15 protein-coding genes and 1 pseudogene are annotated in these 15,983 nt (G+C 62.2%); 10 read left to right on the top strand and 6 right to left on the bottom strand.

Going from position 1 to position 15,983, the window contains the following annotated elements; translation table 11 throughout:
- Window positions 1–5 precede the first annotated feature (5 nt).
- Window positions 6–1,004 (bottom strand): D-cysteine desulfhydrase, encoded by a 999-nt coding sequence (locus tag F8N82_RS26045; RefSeq protein ID WP_038998170.1) that lies wholly within the window; start codon window positions 1,002–1,004, stop codon window positions 6–8.
- Window positions 1,005–1,197: 193 nt separating this feature from the next.
- Here F8N82_RS26045 and epsC point away from each other — a divergent pair, with 193 nt between their 5' ends.
- Together epsC and betT are read left to right on the top strand one after the other, a co-directional pair.
- A complete protein-coding gene (gene epsC / locus F8N82_RS26050; protein WP_038998171.1) occupies window positions 1,198–2,130 on the top strand; it encodes a serine O-acetyltransferase EpsC in 933 nt (310 codons plus the stop codon).
- Window positions 2,131–2,375: 245 nt separating this feature from the next.
- Complete coding sequence (gene betT, locus F8N82_RS26055; RefSeq protein ID WP_176470455.1) at window positions 2,376–4,337, top strand: choline transporter BetT; 1,962 nt, start codon at window positions 2,376–2,378, stop codon at window positions 4,335–4,337.
- A gap of 82 nt (window positions 4,338–4,419) precedes the next feature.
- On the opposite strand, the gene tauD is transcribed toward betT, so the two are convergent.
- From tauD to tauA (F8N82_RS26080), 5 genes and pseudogenes are all read right to left on the bottom strand, one after another.
- Window positions 4,420–5,253 (bottom strand): taurine dioxygenase, encoded by an 834-nt coding sequence (tauD, locus tag F8N82_RS26060; protein ID WP_038998173.1) that lies wholly within the window; start codon window positions 5,251–5,253, stop codon window positions 4,420–4,422.
- A gap of 19 nt (window positions 5,254–5,272) precedes the next feature.
- Window positions 5,273–6,112, bottom strand: a complete 840-nt coding sequence (gene tauC / locus F8N82_RS26065) for a taurine ABC transporter permease TauC (protein WP_038998174.1) — start codon at window positions 6,110–6,112, stop codon at window positions 5,273–5,275.
- The gene (gene tauB / locus F8N82_RS26070) at window positions 6,109–6,903 is read right to left on the bottom strand and encodes a taurine ABC transporter ATP-binding subunit (protein WP_038998175.1); all 795 of its coding nucleotides are present in this window, start codon (window positions 6,901–6,903) and stop codon (window positions 6,109–6,111) included. The genes tauC and tauB overlap by 4 nt, the downstream gene beginning before the upstream one ends.
- A gap of 16 nt (window positions 6,904–6,919) precedes the next feature.
- Complete coding sequence (gene tauA / locus F8N82_RS26075) at window positions 6,920–7,897, bottom strand: taurine ABC transporter substrate-binding protein (protein WP_038998176.1); 978 nt, start codon at window positions 7,895–7,897, stop codon at window positions 6,920–6,922.
- Window positions 7,898–8,110: 213 nt separating this feature from the next.
- Window positions 8,111–8,401 (bottom strand): annotated as a pseudogene (tauA, locus tag F8N82_RS26080) (taurine ABC transporter substrate-binding protein); the annotation flags it as partial.
- 440 nt (window positions 8,402–8,841) lie between these two features.
- On the opposite strand from tauA (F8N82_RS26080), the gene F8N82_RS26085 reads away from it, so the two are divergent.
- The 8 genes from F8N82_RS26085 to F8N82_RS26120 all read left to right on the top strand — a co-directional run bounded on the left by F8N82_RS26085 (window position 8,842) and on the right by F8N82_RS26120 (window position 15,898).
- The gene (locus tag F8N82_RS26085; protein WP_038998178.1) at window positions 8,842–10,170 is read left to right on the top strand and encodes an OprD family porin; all 1,329 of its coding nucleotides are present in this window, start codon (window positions 8,842–8,844) and stop codon (window positions 10,168–10,170) included.
- A 158-nt stretch (window positions 10,171–10,328) separates the two neighbouring features.
- Complete coding sequence (locus tag F8N82_RS26090; RefSeq protein WP_038998180.1) at window positions 10,329–10,967, top strand: peroxiredoxin; 639 nt, start codon at window positions 10,329–10,331, stop codon at window positions 10,965–10,967.
- A 223-nt stretch (window positions 10,968–11,190) separates the two neighbouring features.
- Window positions 11,191–11,784 carry an NADPH-dependent FMN reductase gene (gene ssuE / locus F8N82_RS26095; RefSeq protein WP_038998182.1) on the top strand — a complete coding sequence of 198 codons (594 nt, stop codon included), beginning with the start codon at window positions 11,191–11,193 and terminating at the stop codon, window positions 11,782–11,784.
- Between the two features lie 92 nt (window positions 11,785–11,876).
- Window positions 11,877–12,842: a sulfonate ABC transporter substrate-binding protein gene (locus tag F8N82_RS26100; protein ID WP_038998183.1), complete on the top strand. Its 966-nt coding sequence runs from the start codon at window positions 11,877–11,879 to the stop codon at window positions 12,840–12,842.
- A gap of 58 nt (window positions 12,843–12,900) precedes the next feature.
- The gene (gene ssuD / locus F8N82_RS26105) at window positions 12,901–14,049 is read left to right on the top strand and encodes an FMNH2-dependent alkanesulfonate monooxygenase (protein WP_038998184.1); all 1,149 of its coding nucleotides are present in this window, start codon (window positions 12,901–12,903) and stop codon (window positions 14,047–14,049) included.
- A 10-nt stretch (window positions 14,050–14,059) separates the two neighbouring features.
- A complete protein-coding gene (ssuC, locus tag F8N82_RS26110; protein WP_038998185.1) occupies window positions 14,060–14,854 on the top strand; it encodes an aliphatic sulfonate ABC transporter permease SsuC in 795 nt (264 codons plus the stop codon).
- Window positions 14,851–15,663 carry an aliphatic sulfonates ABC transporter ATP-binding protein gene (gene ssuB, locus F8N82_RS26115; protein ID WP_038998186.1) on the top strand — a complete coding sequence of 271 codons (813 nt, stop codon included), beginning with the start codon at window positions 14,851–14,853 and terminating at the stop codon, window positions 15,661–15,663. Before ssuC ends, ssuB begins: the two co-directional genes overlap by 4 nt.
- A 19-nt stretch (window positions 15,664–15,682) precedes the next feature.
- Window positions 15,683–15,898 (top strand): TOBE domain-containing protein, encoded by a 216-nt coding sequence (locus F8N82_RS26120; protein ID WP_010221227.1) that lies wholly within the window; start codon window positions 15,683–15,685, stop codon window positions 15,896–15,898.
- Window positions 15,899–15,983: the final 85 nt, after the last annotated feature.

Here is a 15,983-nt window from a genome sequence, read left to right on the forward strand (position 1 = left end):
TGTAATTACCCGTTCCAGACCTCAGGGTAGGCGAATAATGCCGGTGCCCCACCGGTATGCAGAAAAATCAGCGGACCATCATCGAATCGCTGGCGGGCAATGCCATCGAGCAGCCCGGCCATGGCCTTGCCGGTGTACACCGGATCGAGCAGCAAACCTTCCTGGCTGGCCAGCAGGCGAATGGCGGCGAGGGTGCCGGCATTGGGCTCGCCGTAGCGCGGGGCGAAGTATTCATCCCACAGTTCGATCTTGAAGGTTTTTGGCAAGCGCACGTGCAGCAGCTCGGCGGTGCGTTCGGCCAGGCCCTGGACTTTCGGTCGCTGGTCTTCATCGCTGCGCGACACGGTCACGCCGATCACCGGCAGGTTTGGCAGCTTTTCCGCCAGGGCGATGGCCAGGCCGCTGTGGGTGCCGGCGCTGCCGGAGGCCAGCACCACCCCGGCGAACTGTTCGCCGCAATGTTCGATCTGCTTTGCCAGCTCCAGGCCCGCACGGACATAACCCAGGGCACCGAGGGCGTTGGAGCCGCCAATCGGCACGATGTAGGGTTTGCGGCCACTGGCGTGCAGGCGCACGGCCAGGGCTTGCAGTTGTTCGTCGGCATTGTCGAGGTTGTCGACCAGCTCGACCTTGGCGTCGAACAGCTCCAGCAGCAGCCGGTTGCCGTTTTGCCGATAGTTGAGCGAATCGGTGCCGATCGGGTTTTCCAGCAAGGCTACACAGGCCAGGCCCAGTTGCGCGGCCAGGGCGGCGGTCTGGCGGACATGGTTGGACTGGATGGCGCCTGCGGTCACCAGGGTATCGGCGCCCTTGGCCAGGGCATCGGCGGCCAGGTATTCAAGCTTGCGTACTTTGTTGCCACCCAACGCCAATGGCGTGCAGTCGTCGCGTTTGACGTAGATATCGCGGCCGGCCCAGGCTGACAGCCGGTGCAGTTTTTCCAGCGCGGTGGGTGCGCCAAGCAGGTCCAGACGATTGAAGCGGGCAAGCTGTCGGTCGATCATGGGATCACGTCGTCCAAGTAAAATTCGACTATAGGCAGCCCGGGGCAGGTGGGCAACTCCCTGGCTTATGCCGCCTTTATCGCATTCTGGAATAAAGGGTTATTTTTTCCGTTGTGGGAAATTGCCGTAGAGTGAGCGTTTATTCCGGCGGCATTTTCATCCACCGACCGCCGCTGCAGCAGGAGAGGTAACCGTGAGCGACAACGCGCAAACAGGGCATTGGCAGCTGCAAACCATCGTCGGCCAGCTGCGTGCCGCCCGCGACCAGTGGCGCAGCAGTAATGGCCGCAGCAGCGGCGAGCAGGGTGGCCGCGAGCTGCCGTCACGCGAGGCCATGCGCCATATTCTCGAGCAGCTGTGTGGCGCCTTGTTCCCCATGCGCCTGGGGCCGGTCGACCTGCGTGAAGAAAGCGAAGACTTCTATGTTGGCCACACCCTCGATGCCGCGCTGACCGCCTTGCTCGCCCAGGCGCGTCTGGAGTTGCGCTACGTGGCGCGCCACGGCAAGCAGGCCACGGCCGAAATCGACGCCACGGCGTTGCGCCTGATCCAGGACTTTGCCGCCGCCTTGCCGGGCTTGCGCAGCATCCTCGATACCGATGTGCTGGCGGCGTTCCATGGCGACCCGGCGGCGCGTAGCGTTGATGAAGTGCTGCTGTGCTACCCGGGCATCCTCGCGGTGATTCACCACCGCCTGGCTCACCACCTGTACCGTTCCGGCCTGCCGTTGCTGGCGCGGATCAGCTCGGAGCTGGCGCATTCGGCCACCGGCATCGATATCCACCCGGGCGCGCAGATCGGCCCGAGCTTCTTCATCGACCACGGCACTGGAGTGGTGATCGGCGAAACGGCGATCATCGGCGAGCGGGTACGCATCTATCAGGCCGTTACCCTGGGCGCTAAACGCTTCCCGGCGGATGAGGACGGGCAGTTGCAGAAAGGTCATCCACGCCACCCGATCGTTGAAGACGACGTGGTGATTTATGCCGGCGCGACTATTCTGGGACGAATCACCATCGGCAAAGGTTCGACCATCGGCGGCAACGTCTGGCTGACCCGCAGCGTGGCCCCGGGCAGCAACCTGACCCAGGCCAATCTGCAACATGATGATGGTACCCAGAAGTAGATTCTAATGGCCATCGCGGGGCAAGCCCGCTCCCATTGTGGGAGCGGGCTTGCCCCGCGATGGGTCGCGCAATGGTCCCATCCATGTTTAACTTGAATGCTTGTTCAAGTTAAAACGCTGGTCCGCTGCCGGTGTTCAACAGGAGGAAACCCTTTGCTGAACCCGTTCAATCCAAGCTTCTCCCCCCTCTATGAGGTGCACGACCGATGAGTGCACCAAGCCCCGTACCCAGCGGCAAGATCCGCATGAATCCGCCGGTTTTTTACTTCGCGGCGAGCTTTATCCTGATATTCGGCCTGGTGGTCATCAGCAATCCGCAAGCCGCTGGCGAGTGGCTGCTGGCGGCGCAGAACTGGGCGGCCAACACCGTTGGCTGGTACTACATGCTGGCGATGACGCTGTACCTGGTCTTCGTGGTGGTCACCGCCTTGTCTGGCTACGGCAAGATCAAGCTCGGTGCCGACCACGACGAACCCGAGTTCAGCTACCTGTCCTGGGCCGGCATGCTGTTCGCCGCAGGCATCAGCATCACCCTGTTCTTCTTCTGCGTCTCCGAACCCCTGACCCACATGCTCCAGCCACCGCAAGGCGAGGCCGGCACGGTCGAGGCCGGGCGTCAGGCGATGCAGCTGCTGTTCCTGCACTGGGGCCTGCATGGCTGGGGCGTTTTCGCCTTTGTCGGCATGGCCCTGGCCTATTTCGCCTACCGGCATAACCTGCCGCTGGCCCTGCGCTCGGCGCTGTATCCGCTGATCGGCAAGCGCATCAACGGCCCGATCGGCTATGCCGTGGACGGCTTCGGCATCATCGCCACGGTGTTCGGCCTGGGCGCCGACATGGGCTTTGGCGTGTTGCACCTGAACTCGGGCCTGGACTACCTGTTCGGCGTGCCCCATACCCAGTGGGTGCAGGTGATCCTCATCACCCTGATGATGGGCGCGGCGGTGGCGGTGGCGGTAGCCGGGGTCGAGAAGGGCGTGCGGGTGATGTCCGACATCAACATGTTCCTGGCCTGCGCGCTGCTGCTGTTCGTGCTGTTCGCGGGGCCCACCCAGCACCTGTTCAATACCCTGATCCAGAACCTCGGTGACTACCTCGGCGCCTTGCCGCGCAAGAGTTTCGATGTGTATGCCTACACCCAGGCCAATGAATGGCTGGGCGGCTGGACCGTGTTCTACTGGGCCTGGTGGATTGCCTGGGCGCCGTTCGTCGGCCTGTTCATTGCGCGAATTTCCCGCGGCCGGACCATCCGCGAGTTCGTCTTCGGCGTGCTGCTGATTCCGCTGGGCTTCACCCTGGCGTGGATGTCGATCTTTGGTAACAGCGCGCTGTTCCAGGTGCTCGAGCATGGCATGACCGCGCTGGGGCAATCGGCTATCGACAACCCGTCGATGACCCTCTACCTGTTGCTGGAAACCTACCCGTGGAGCAAGGCGGTTATCGCCGTCACGGTGTTCATCAGTTTCGTGTTCTTCGTGACCTCGGCCGACTCCGGCACCGTGGTGCTCTCGACCCTCTCTGCGCGTGGTGGCAACGCCGACGAAGATGGGCCGAACTGGCTGCGGGTGTTCTGGGGCGCGATGACCGCGCTGGTGACCAGCGGGTTGTTGTTTGCCGGCAGTATCGATTCGCTGAAATCGGCGGTGGTACTCACCTCGCTGCCGTTCTCGGTGATCTTGCTGTTGATGATGTGGGGCCTGCACAAGGCGTTCTACCTGGAATCGCAACGCCAGATCGCCCAGTTGCACTCACTGGCACCGTTCGCCAACTCACGGCGTGGCCGTGGTGGTTGGCGTCAGCGCTTGAGCCAGGCCGTGCACTTCCCATCGCGCGATGAGGTGTACCGCTTCATGGATGACGTGGTGCGCCCGGCGATTGCCGAGGTGACCGAGGTGTTTGGCGAGAAGGGCCTGCACGTCATCACCCAGGAAGACCCGAGCCACGACAACGTCAGTTTGAAGATCGGCCATGGCGAAGAGCAGCCGTTCATTTACCAGGTGCAGATGCGTGGTTATTTCACGCCATCATTTGCCTTGGGCGGCCTGGGTACCCAGGAACTGAAGAACCGTCGCTATTACCGTGCTGAAGTGCACCTGAGCGAAGGCAGCCAGGACTACGATCTGGTGGGCTACAGCAAGGAGCAGATCATCAACGACATTCTTGATCAATACGAACGGCATATGCAGTTCTTGCATCTGGTACGCTGATTGTGCAGGCCTCATCGCTGGCAAGCCAGCTCCCATAGAGTCTTGTGGGGGCTGGCTTGCCAGCGCTGTTAGCGCCGCGATCTCAGAACGGCGCATCCCCCAGAATTGTCGCCCGGTGCATCACCCGCCGCGCCGGCCGGTAATCATCCACCGCGTAATGCTGGGTTACGCGGTTATCCCAGAACGCCACGTCGTTTTCCTGCCAGCGCCAGCGAATGGTGAACTCCGGCCGGGTCGCGTGCGCGAACAGCAGCTTGAGAATCGCCTCGCTTTCAGCCTCGCTCAGTTCGTTGATGCGGGTAGTGAAACCGTCGTTGACGAACAGCGCCTTGTGCCCGCTCACCGGGTGGGTGCGGATCACCGGGTGCGACAGCGGCGGGTTGTTGCGCCGTGCCGCTTCCCAGCGTGCCAGGTCTTCGGGGGTGTTACCGAAGCGCTCCAGCGGGAACGACTTGGTGAAGTCATGGGTCGCGGTAAGGCCGGCAAGCAGTTGCTGCAACGGTGCCGACAGCGCCTCATAGGCCGCAATGCCACTGGCCCACAAGGTGTCGCCGCCGTAGGCCGGCAGTTGCTTGGCACTGAGCACCGCCCCCAGTGCCGGGGTCGGCAGGAAGGTCACGTCGGTGTGCCAGATGGCGTTGTCGCGCACGTCGGTGACGGCGGTGTCGAGCACCAGCACTTGTGGTGTTTCCGGCACATTGGGGTAGATCGGGTGGATATGCAGGTCGCCAAAGCGCGCGGCAAACTCGGCCTGCTGCTGTGGGTTGATCGGCTGGTCGCGGAAGAACAGCACCTGATGCTTGAACAGCGCCTGTTCGATGGCATCGCGTAGTTCTTGGCTGATCTCGCGGCTGAGGTCGATGCCGCTGATCTGGGCGCCGAGGGCAGGGCTCAGCGGGGTAATGGTCAGGCTCATGGTTGTTCTCTATCCGTTGTCAATGGCTCTGGCCGTGCCAGGGCACCAGCTTGCGCTGCAGGGCGCGCAGGCCCATCTCCAGGGCGAAGGCAATCAGCGCGATTACCAGGATGCCCAGCACTACCACGTCGGTTACCAGGAACTGCGCCGCCGACTGGACCATGAAGCCCAGGCCGCTGGTAGCGGCGATCAGCTCGGCTGCCACCAGGGTCGACCAGCCGACGCCCAGGCCAATGCGCACACCGGTAAGAATGTCGGGCAGGGCGCTGGGCAGGATCACATGGCGAATCAGCTGCCAGCGGGTGGCGCCCAGCGACTGCGCCGCGCGCAGCTTGGTCGGGTCGACGGTGCGCACGCCGGTGGCGGTAGCGATGGCAATCGGGGCGAAGATCGCCAGGTAAATCAGCAGCACTTTCGACAGCTCGCCGATGCCGCACCAGATCACGATCAGCGGCAGATAAGCCAAGGGCGGAATCGGCCGGTAGAACTCGATCAGCGGGTCGAGAATGCCACGGGCGATACGGTTATGGCCGATGGCAATGCCGATCGGAATCGCCGTGATGATCGCCGCACCGAGGGCCAGGCCGATACGTTGCAGGCTGGCACCCAAGTGCTGCCACAGGGTTGATTCCATATAGCCCTGGGTCAGCAGCAACCAGGCCTTGCTCAGCACCGCTTCGGGCGAGGGCAAGAACAACGGTTCGATCCATTCGGCGGCGGTAACCGCCCACCACACCAGCAACAGTGTGGCCAGGGTCAGGCCGCTGATCCAGCGGGTGCTCAGGCGGCGCCCAGGTTTGCTCGGCGCGGTGTGGCTGGCGGCGTGTTTGGTCGCTACCGGGACATCCAGGCTGCTCATGCGGACTCCTGCCGCGTCGCGGCACTGCGTTGGGAGAACACCCGGGCCAGCACATGCTCGCGGGTTTCGATAAAGCGCGGGTCGGACTTGATCGAGCGGGCCGACTCGCCGGCGCTGTAGCGCTGGCCGAAATCCAGTTGCAGGCGTTCGACGATCTGCCCGGGGTTGGGTGCCAGCAGCACCAGTTCGGTGGCGAGGAACACCGCTTCTTCAATGTCGTGGGTAATCAGGAACACCGGCTTGGCGGTGCGTTGCCAGACTTGCAGCAGCAACTCCTGCATCTGTTCGCGGGTAAAGGCATCCAGTGCGCCGAACGGCTCGTCCATCAGCAGCACACGCGGGTCGGCAGCCAGTGCCCGGGCCAGGCCCACGCGCTGCTTCTGGCCACCGGACAGTTGCCAGATGCGCCGGCTGCCGAAGTCCGCCAGGTCGACCAGGGCGAGCATCTCGCGGGCCTTGCTTTCCCGTGTGGCACGCGGCACGCCGGCCAGCTCCAGGCCGAAGGCGACGTTGGCCAGCACATCCTGCCAGGGCAGCAGCGCATCGTCCTGGAACACTACGCCGCGCTCGGCACCCGGGCCTTGCACCGGTACGCCGTCGAGGGTGATCCGGCCGCTGCTGGGCGCAACGAAACCGGCAATCAGGTTGAGCAACGAGGTCTTGCCGCTGCCCGAAGGGCCGAGGGCCACCAGCAATTGCTGCGGGCCCAGGCTCAGGTTGATATCGGCCAGCACCGGCTCGGCCGCGCCGGGATACTGTGCGCTGATGCGCTCCAGTTGTAACAGGGCCATGGTCTGCTCCGGGTTTTCAGTTGGCGATGAATTTGGCGCTGACGTAGGGCGCGTAGTCCGGCAGTACCGCTTCGACCTTGCCTTGCTCCTTGAGGAAGGTAGCCGTGTCGGTAATCGCCTGGGTGGTCGGTGCGCCCAGCGCTGCGACCTGGTCGGCGGCCAGCGGAAACACGTTGCCTTGCAGCAGCCCAGGAATATCAGCCGCCTTGGCGCCGGAGAGCTTCACCAGCTTGTCGACGTTGCTCTTGTTGGCCAGCCACGCTTGCGGGTCTTTGCGGTAGTCGGCGTAGGCGTCCAGGGTGACTTTGGCGAAGGCCTTGACGATCTCCGGGTGCTTGGCAGCGAAGTCTTTGCGCACGATCCAGGCGTCGAAGGTCGGTGCACCTTTTTCGGCCAGCTCACCGGAGGTGATCAGCACCTTGCCGTTTTCCTTGGCCACGCCCAGGGCCGGGTCCCAGACGTAGGTCGCGTCGATGTCACCGCGCTTCCAGGCGGCAATGATTGCCGGTGGCGCGAGGTTGAGGATCTGTACCTTGGCCGGGTCGATGTTCCATTGCTTGAGCGCGGCCAGCAGGCTGTAGTGGCCGGTGGAGACGAACGGCACGGCAATCTTCTTGCCGATCAGGTCCTGTGGTGAATTGATGCCGGCGCCATCGCGAGCGACCAGGGCTTCGGCAGCGCCAATCTGGGTGGCGATCAGGAAGGTTTCCACCGGCAGCTTGCGGGTTGCGGCAGCGGCCAGCGGGCTGGAGCCGAGGTAGCCGATTTGCACGTCGCCCGAGGCTACGGCGGTAATCACATCGGCACCGCTGTCGAACTTGCGCCAGTCGATGTCGGCCTTGCTGGTTTTCTCGTAGGTGCCATCGACCTGGGCGACTTTCGCCGGGTCGACGGTGGTCTGGTAGGCCACCGTCAGGTCAGCCGCCTGGGCAAACCAGCTGGTGCCGGCCAGGGTCAGGGCGGCGAACAGGCGCAGGGGAGCATGCAGGGTCATGGTTAACTCCTTGTCAGGCGGGCGTTTATGTTGGTGTGGGATAAGACTAGATGATCTAAGAAAGTTAAAATAAATAACTTTTTTGCATTAGCTTAGGAGCCAATTGATTTAAGACCCTGCAGAAGGAGGTGGATTCATCGCGGGGCAAGCCCGCTCCTACAGGTCCGTGTGGGAGCGGCGGTGCGACGCCTCGACTTGCCCCGCGATACCCACTCACTGAATAAACTTGGCGCTCACGTACGGCGCGTAGTCCGGCAACACCGCTTCAATCTTGCCCTGCTCCTTGAGGAACTGTGCGGTCTCGCCAATCGCCTTGGGCATCCGGGAACGCCGCACCGGCGAGCAGCTGCGGTACATCCGCGGCATTGGCGCCGGTCAGTTTGGCAATCTTCTGCACCGGCACCGAGTCGGCCGTCCACTGCGCCTTGTTGGCAGCGTAGCCGGCAAATGCATCTTGGCGAACGTGCTCACCACCTCGGGATGCTTCTCGGCAAAATCCTTGCGTGGTAGCCCACGGTCAAGTCAACGGTCTGGGCGACAAAAGTGATGTTGGTCAAGGCCAGGGCGGATAGGAAACGCAATGATGGTCTGGCCATGAGGGCTGCCTTGTCGAAGGGGGACGGTTCGACAAAGCTAAGAGATCTAAAAAATCGCTTTCAAATACCCTTTAGGAATTAGCTTATGTGCCGATAACGGCAGCGAAGAAAAATCTAGGGATATATTCCGTATTAATCTGAAAAATTACGAAATAAGTCTTTTTGGATTTATAGGATTGTCATTATCCTTCACCCCCACCGCTGGCGCATTAGACCAAAGTAGTGAAATGAATAGTTACGATTGACTTGACGGTCACCCTTTGGTGCTAATCGCCAATCGACGTCGAGCGGGACACAAAGATCCTGCCGTGAGCGACACACAAGAATTAGAACGTAGAGGAGCAAAACATGTACAAGTCCACCTTGGCGCTTGCCGTGGCCGTTGGGGTTCTGGCCCAGCAGGCGAGTGCTGCCGGTTTCGTTGAAGACAGCAAGCTGTCGCTTAGTTCCCGCACCATGTATTTCGATAACGATGATCGTGAAACCGGTAGCACCAGCAGCCGCGAGTCGGGTCAGGGTTTCAAGCTCGACTACATCTCGGGCTTCACCGAAGGTACCGTAGGCTTTGGTGTCGATGCACAAGCGCTGTGGGGTATTCATCTGGATGGCGGTAAAGGCCACCACCCAGACAACAGCAGCTTCTTCCCAAGCGACAGTGATGGATCGGCCGTAGGCCAGTGGGCTCGTTTTGGTGCTAACGCCAAAGCGCGTTTCTCCAAGACTGAAGCTCACTTTGGTAGCGCCCTGGCGCCTAACCTGCCAATCCTGGTGTCCAACGACGGCCGACTGCTGCCACAGACCTTTGAAGGCGGCACCATTCAGTCCAAAGAAATCGACAACCTGACGCTGAACGCCGGTCAGCTGACTCATGCTATGGGTCGTGCATCGAGCAACCGTACTGGTCTGTCTGTTGCAGGTGCCTCCGAGGACAGTAACAAGTTCCAGTTCGCTGGCGGCGACTGGAAGGTCACCAAAGACCTGACCCTGCAGTACTACTACTCGAACCTGGAAGACTTCTACAAGCAGCACTTCCTGGGCCTGGTTCACGTTTACCCGATCGGCAACGATCAGTCGTTCAAAACCGACCTGCGCTATTTCGATAGCAGCAGCGATGGCAAGAACGGTGACGCTGGCTACCGTTTCAACAACAACGGTGGCTATGCCAAAAATAGCGGTGAGGTCGACAACAAAACCTGGAGCGCCATGTTCACCTACACCCTGGGTGGCCACGCGCTGATGCTGGGTCATCAACAGGTCGGTGATGACGGTGGCTTTGTCTGGCTGAACCAAGGTAGTGTCACTGACGGCAATGGCCGCAATGAAGGCGCCGCTGGCGCCAGCTTCTACCTGTTCACCGACAGCATGATCAACCAGTTTGCTCGTGCAGGTGAAAACACCACCTTCGGTCAGTACTCGTATGACTTCGCGCGCCTGGGCGTTCCAGGCCTGAAAGCATCGGTTGCCTACCTGCGTGGCGACGACGTCAAGAACCCTGTGGGCGGCGGTACTTACCACGAGTGGGAGCGCGATGCGCGTGTCGACTACGTGATCCAGGAAGGTACCCTCAAAGGTCTGGGCGCTAGCCTGCGCCATGGTAGCTACCGTGGTGAAGGTCAGAGCATCAACGACCAGGATCAGACCCGCCTGATCTTCAACTACACTTACAGCTTCATGTAAGTCTGGTTGAAACGAGAAGCCTCGCCTTGTGCGAGGCTTTTTTTTACCTGCTTTTCTATATGAGTAAAGATTATAAATAAATCGATATTTATTCTTTTTAATTTTACAAGGAAGCAGGCACAGTGAAGCCATAACGAACCCAGCCAAGGAGCCGCACCATGAGCCTCAGACTCGGCGATATCGCCCCCGACTTCGAACAGGATTCCAGCGCCGGCAAGATCCGCTTCCATGAATGGCTGGGCGACAGCTGGGGCGTGCTGTTCTCTCACCCGGCCGACTTCACGCCGGTGTGCACCACTGAGCTTGGTTTCACGGCCAAGCTCAAAGAGCAGTTCGCCGAACGAGGGGTCAAGGCCATCGCCCTGTCGGTGGACCCGGTGGATTCGCACCACCGCTGGATCGAAGACATCAACGAAACCCAGAACACTATCGTCAACTTCCCGATCCTGGCCGATGCCGATCGCAAAGTTTCCGACCTCTACGACCTGATTCATCCCAATGCCAGCGACACCCTGACGGTGCGTTCCTTGTTCGTTATCGACCCGAACAAGAAGATCCGCCTGACCATCACCTATCCGGCCAGCACCGGGCGCAATTTCCACGAGATCTTGCGGGTGATCGATTCGCTGCAACTGACCGACAACCACAAGGTTGCCACCCCGGCCAACTGGCAGGACGGTGACGAGGTGGTGATCGTGCCGTCGCTCAAGGATGAAGACGAAATCAAACGACGCTTTCCCAAGGGTTACCGGGCGGTCAAGCCGTACCTGCGCCTGACCCCGCAACCCAATCGTTGATCTTTAGCCATAGCAGGGAATTTGGGCCGTTTACGGCCCTTTTTTTATTCCCCCCAATACCTGTAGGAGCGGGCTTGCCCCGCGATGCTCTCATAGCTCTTAAAGGAATAAACAAATGAAAAAATATGATTTATCGATATATGTATCAAGCTGTTAAGGTCACTCCATTCCAGCGAGAACTCCAACTCGCGGCCCTCTAGAACACGATCAAGGATGCGTTCCAATGCTGGTTGTTTCTCTCGGTGGTAGTCCCAGTCTGCGTTCGCGCTCCGGCGTCCTGCTTGAGCGCAGTCGCCAGTGGCTGCAAGGCCAGGGCGTGGAAGTGGTGACTTTCCAGGTGCGGGATTTTCCGGCCGAAGACCTGCTCCATGCCCGCTTCGACAGCCCCAAGGTGCAGCACTTCCTGCAACTGGTGGAGCAGGCCGACGGCCTGGTGGTGGCCACCCCGGTGTACAAGGCCTCGTTTGCTGGCGCGCTGAAAACCCTGCTCGACCTGCTGCCCGAACGCGCCCTGAGCCACAAGGTGGTGCTGCCAATTGCAACGGGCGGCAGCATCGCCCATATGCTCGCCGTGGATTACGCGCTCAAGCCGGTGCTGTCGGCACTCAAGGCCGAGGAAACCCTGCAAGGGATCTTCGCCGACGACAGCCAGATCGCCTACGGCGAAGGCAGTGCCGCCGCGCAACTGGCGCCGGCCCTGGAGCAGCGTCTGCACGAATCGCTGGAACTGTTCCACCGTGCCCTGGCCCGTCGGCCCAAGCCGGTCGCGCCGGGCGTGTTGAATGAACGTCTGCTCAGTGCTCGCTGGAGCATCTGAGGCGTACCACCCGCTACCTGTAGTTCCCACCTTACTCGCCCGCCAACGGGCAAGCAGGTGCAGCCTGAACCCCAACAGCAAAGGAGAGCGCTATGCGCACTGTCATTTTGCGTCGTGGTCTGGTCGCTCTGTTTGCTGCGGCTGTGTCCTTCGGCGCCATTACTCAAGCCCAGGCCCAGAGCCTGCGTATCGGTTATCAGAAGTACGGCACCCTGGTGCTGCTCAAGGCCAAGGGCACGCTGGAGAAGCGTCTTGCCGCCCAAGGCGTGCAGGTGCAATGGACTGAATTCCCCGGTGGCCCGCAACTGCTCGAAGGCCTGAACGTCGGCTCAATCGACTTCGGCGTGACCGGCGAGACACCGCCAGTGTTCGCCCAGGCTGCGGGCGCCGATTTGCTGTATGTCGCCTACGAGCCGCCAGCACCGCACAGCGAAGCCATCCTGGTGCCCAAGGGTTCGCCGATCCAGTCGGTGAAGGAACTCAAGGGCAAGAAGGTCGCGCTGAACAAAGGCTCGAACGTTCACTACCTGCTGGTCCGCGCCCTGGAAGACGCCGGCCTCAAGTACAGCGATATCCAGCCGGTATTCCTGCCGCCCGCCGATGCCCGCGCCGCCTTCGAGCGTGGCAGCGTCGATGCCTGGGTAATCTGGGACCCGTACCAGGCTGCTGCCGAACAGCAGCTGCAGGCCCGCACCCTGCGCGATGGCCAGGGCATCGTCGACAACCATCAGTTCTACCTGGCGACCAAGCCCTACGCACAGCAGCACCCGCAAGTGATCAGCACGCTGGTCGATGAAGTGCGCGCGGTGGGCGAGTGGTCCAAGGCCAATCCGCAGGAAGTCACCGACCAGGTCGCGCCGCTGCTCGGCCTGCCGGCTGACATCACCCTGACCTCGGTCAAGCGCCAGGGCTATGGCGCCGCCTTCCTCACCCCGGAGGTGATCGCTGCCCAGCAGAAGATCGCCGACACCTTCAAGACGCTCAAGCTGATTCCCAAGCCGTTGAGCATCAAGGATGTGATCTGGACCCCGCCGGCCAAGGTCGCCAGCGCCCCTTGACGATTTGCCCGCGCCGGGGCGCCGCCCCGGTCTGCGCCACCCCTAGGAGACAACTCCAATGAGCCTCAACGTATTCTGGTTTCTTCCGACCCATGGCGACGGCCATTACCTTGGCACCGCCGAAGGCGCGCGTGCCGTTGATCACGGCTACCTGCAGCAGATAGCCCAGGCCGCCGACCGCTTGGGTTTTGGCGGGGTGCTGATTCCCACCGGGCGCTCCTGCGAGGACTCCTGGCTGGTCGCCGCGTCGCTGATACCGGTGACCCAACGCCTGAAGTTCCTGGTCGCCCTGCGCCCGGGGATCATCTCGCCGACCGTGGCGGCGCGTCAGGCCGCGACTCTGGATCGTCTTTCCGGTGGCCGTGCCTTGTTCAACCTGGTCACCGGCGGTGATCCAGAGGAGCTATCCGGTGACGGTCTGTTCCTCAGCCACGAAGAACGCTACCAGGCCTCGGTGGAGTTCACCCGTATCTGGCGTCGGGTGCTGGAAGGCGAAACCGTCGACTACGACGGCCAGCATATTCAGGTCAAAGGCGCCAAGTTGCTCTATCCGCCGATCCAGCAGCCGCGTCCGCCGCTTTACTTTGGCGGCTCTTCGGAAGCGGCCCAGGATCTGGCAGCCGAACAGGTCGAGCTGTACCTGACCTGGGGCGAGCCGCCAGCGGCGGTGGCCGAGAAGATCGAGCAGGTGCGCGCCAAGGCCGCCAAGCAGGGTCGCACTGTGCGCTTCGGCATCCGCCTGCATGTAATCGTGCGTGAGACCAACGCCGAAGCCTGGCAGGCCGCCGAGCGCCTGATCTCGCACCTGGACGACGACACCATTGCCCGCGCCCAGGCCTCGCTGGCGCGCTTCGATTCGGTCGGCCAGCAACGCATGGCCGCGCTGCATGGCGGCAACCGCGACAACCTGGAAGTCAGCCCCAATCTCTGGGCCGGTGTCGGCCTGGTGCGTGGCGGTGCCGGCACGGCGCTGGTCGGCGACGGCCCGACCGTGGCCGAACGGGTCAAGGAATACGCGGCGCTGGGCATCGACACCTTCATCTTCTCCGGTTATCCACACCTGGAAGAGTCGTACCGGGTCGCCGAGCTGCTGTTCCCGCACTTGGACGTGGAGCGCCCGCAGCTGCCACAAAGCGGTGGCTACGTGAGCCCGTTCGGCGAGATGGTCGCCAACGACATCCTGCCTAAACCCTCGGCGCAGCGCTGAGGGCCGGGCCATGAGTCGTAAATCCACTCCCTGGCAGCAACGCCTGGCGCCCTGGGCGCTGCCGTTGCTGTTGTTGGCGGTCTGGCAACTGGCAGTCAGCGTCGGCTGGCTGTCGACGCGGATCCTGCCGGCGCCGAGCGCGGTATTGAGCGCCGGCGTCGAGCTGGTACGCAGCGGCGAGATCTGGACCCACCTGGCAATCAGTGGCTGGCGGGCAGCCGTCGGCTTTGTGATCGGCGGGGCCATCGGCCTGGCGTTGGGCTTTATCACCGGCCTGTCGAAATGGGGCGAACGCCTGCTCGACAGTTCCGTGCAGATGATCCGCAACGTGCCGCACCTGGCGCTGATCCCTCTGGTGATCCTGTGGTTCGGCATCGACGAGTCGGCGAAGATTTTCCTGGTGGCCCTGGGCACCCTGTTCCCGATCTACCTGAACACCTATCACGGCATCCGCAACGTCGATCCGGCCCTGGTGGAAATGGCCCGCAGCTATGGTCTGTCCGGCTTCGAGCTGTTCCGCCAAGTGATTCTGCCGGGCGCCTTGCCGTCGATTCTGGTCGGCGTGCGCTTTGCCCTTGGCTTCATGTGGCTGACCTTGATCGTCGCCGAAACCATTTCGGCCAACGCCGGTATCGGCTACCTGGCAATGAATGCCCGTGAGTTTCTGCAGACCGATGTGGTGGTGCTGGCCATCGTCCTCTACGCGGTGCTCGGTAAGCTTGCCGACCTGGCCGCACGCGGCCTTGAGCGAGTCTGGCTGCGCTGGCACCCGGCCTACCAACCGAGCAGGGGAGAGGGCGCATGACCATCCTCAAGGAAACGCCACCACGGCTGCTGCGCGGGATTCCGCTGGCGGCGCAGAACCTGCAGAAGACTTTCGGCCAGCGTCAGGTGCTGCGTGATATCGACCTGCACATTCCGGCCGGGCAGTTCGTCGCCATTGTCGGGCGCAGCGGCTGCGGCAAGAGCACCTTGCTGCGCTTGCTCGCCGGGCTCGACCAACCCAGTGGCGGCGAGCTGCTGGCGGGTTCTGCGCCGCTACGCGAAGCCCAGGAAGACACCCGCCTGATGTTCCAGGAAGCGCGTTTGCTGCCGTGGAAGAAGGTCATCGACAACGTTGGCCTGGGACTGTCTGGTAACTGGCGGGCACGGGCGCTGCAAGCGCTGGAGGCGGTCGGTCTGGCCGAGCGTGCCAATGAATGGCCGGCGGCCTTGTCGGGCGGCCAGAAGCAGCGCGTGGCCCTGGCCCGTGCACTGATCCACCAGCCACGCCTGTTGCTGCTCGATGAGCCGCTGGGCGCGCTGGATGCCCTGACCCGTATCGAAATGCAGCAGTTGATCGAACGGCTGTGGCGCCAGCACGGCTTCACCGTGTTGCTGGTCACCCACGACGTCAGCGAAGCGGTGGCGGTTGCCGACCGGGTGATCCTCATCGAAGACGGCGAAGTAGGCCTGGACCTCAACGTCGACCTGCCACGCCCGCGGGTTCGCGGTTCACACCGCCTGGCCGCACTGGAAACCGAAGTTCTCAACCGGGTTCTGTCGATTCCGGGCACACCGCCGGAACCTGAACCTGTCGCACCTTTGCCGACGCAATTGCGTTGGGCTCTCTGACCTGTAAGGAACCAAGCAGATGACTATCAAAGCGATCAACGTACGCAACCAGTTCAAAGGCACCGTCAAGGAAATCCTCGAAGGCCCGGTACTGTCGGAAATCGACGTGCAGACCGCCTCGGGTATCGTCACTTCGGTGATCACCACCCGCTCGGTGCGCGAGCTGGAGCTGACCATTGGCAGTGAGGTGATTGCCTTTGTGAAGTCGACGGAAGTATCGATCGCCAAACTCTGAGTGAATTGGCAAGGCTGCGCCTTGCATCGCCGGCAACGCCGGCTCCCACAACAGCCCGGCACATGCCCACTGTGGGAGCCGGCGT

It is taken from the genome of Pseudomonas fluorescens (assembly GCF_902497775.2).
GTDB classification, from domain to species: Bacteria; Pseudomonadota; Gammaproteobacteria; order Pseudomonadales; family Pseudomonadaceae; genus Aquipseudomonas; species Aquipseudomonas putida_F.

Excerpts from the sequence above, each read along its gene's own strand:
- F8N82_RS26085 (WP_038998178.1), top strand. The coding sequence starts at position 8,842 with ATGTACAAGTCCACCTTGGCGCTTGCCGTGGCCGTTGGGGTTCTGGCC.
- ssuD (WP_038998184.1), top strand. The coding sequence starts at position 12,901 with ATGAGCCTCAACGTATTCTGGTTTCTTCCGACCCATGGCGACGGCCAT.
- ssuE (WP_038998182.1), top strand. The coding sequence starts at position 11,191 with ATGCTGGTTGTTTCTCTCGGTGGTAGTCCCAGTCTGCGTTCGCGCTCC.
- ssuB (WP_038998186.1), top strand. The coding sequence starts at position 14,851 with ATGACCATCCTCAAGGAAACGCCACCACGGCTGCTGCGCGGGATTCCG.
- tauC (WP_038998174.1), bottom strand. The coding sequence starts at position 6,112 with ATGAGCAGCCTGGATGTCCCGGTAGCGACCAAACACGCCGCCAGCCAC.
- tauD (WP_038998173.1), bottom strand. The coding sequence starts at position 5,253 with ATGAGCCTGACCATTACCCCGCTGAGCCCTGCCCTCGGCGCCCAGATC.
- F8N82_RS26120 (WP_010221227.1), top strand. The coding sequence starts at position 15,683 with ATGACTATCAAAGCGATCAACGTACGCAACCAGTTCAAAGGCACCGTC.
- tauA (WP_038998176.1), bottom strand. The coding sequence starts at position 7,897 with ATGACCCTGCATGCTCCCCTGCGCCTGTTCGCCGCCCTGACCCTGGCC.
- betT (WP_176470455.1), top strand. The coding sequence starts at position 2,376 with ATGAATCCGCCGGTTTTTTACTTCGCGGCGAGCTTTATCCTGATATTC.
- ssuC (WP_038998185.1), top strand. The coding sequence starts at position 14,060 with ATGAGTCGTAAATCCACTCCCTGGCAGCAACGCCTGGCGCCCTGGGCG.
- tauB (WP_038998175.1), bottom strand. The coding sequence starts at position 6,903 with ATGGCCCTGTTACAACTGGAGCGCATCAGCGCACAGTATCCCGGCGCG.
- F8N82_RS26090 (WP_038998180.1), top strand. The coding sequence starts at position 10,329 with ATGAGCCTCAGACTCGGCGATATCGCCCCCGACTTCGAACAGGATTCC.
- F8N82_RS26045 (WP_038998170.1), bottom strand. The coding sequence starts at position 1,004 with ATGATCGACCGACAGCTTGCCCGCTTCAATCGTCTGGACCTGCTTGGC.
- F8N82_RS26100 (WP_038998183.1), top strand. The coding sequence starts at position 11,877 with ATGCGCACTGTCATTTTGCGTCGTGGTCTGGTCGCTCTGTTTGCTGCG.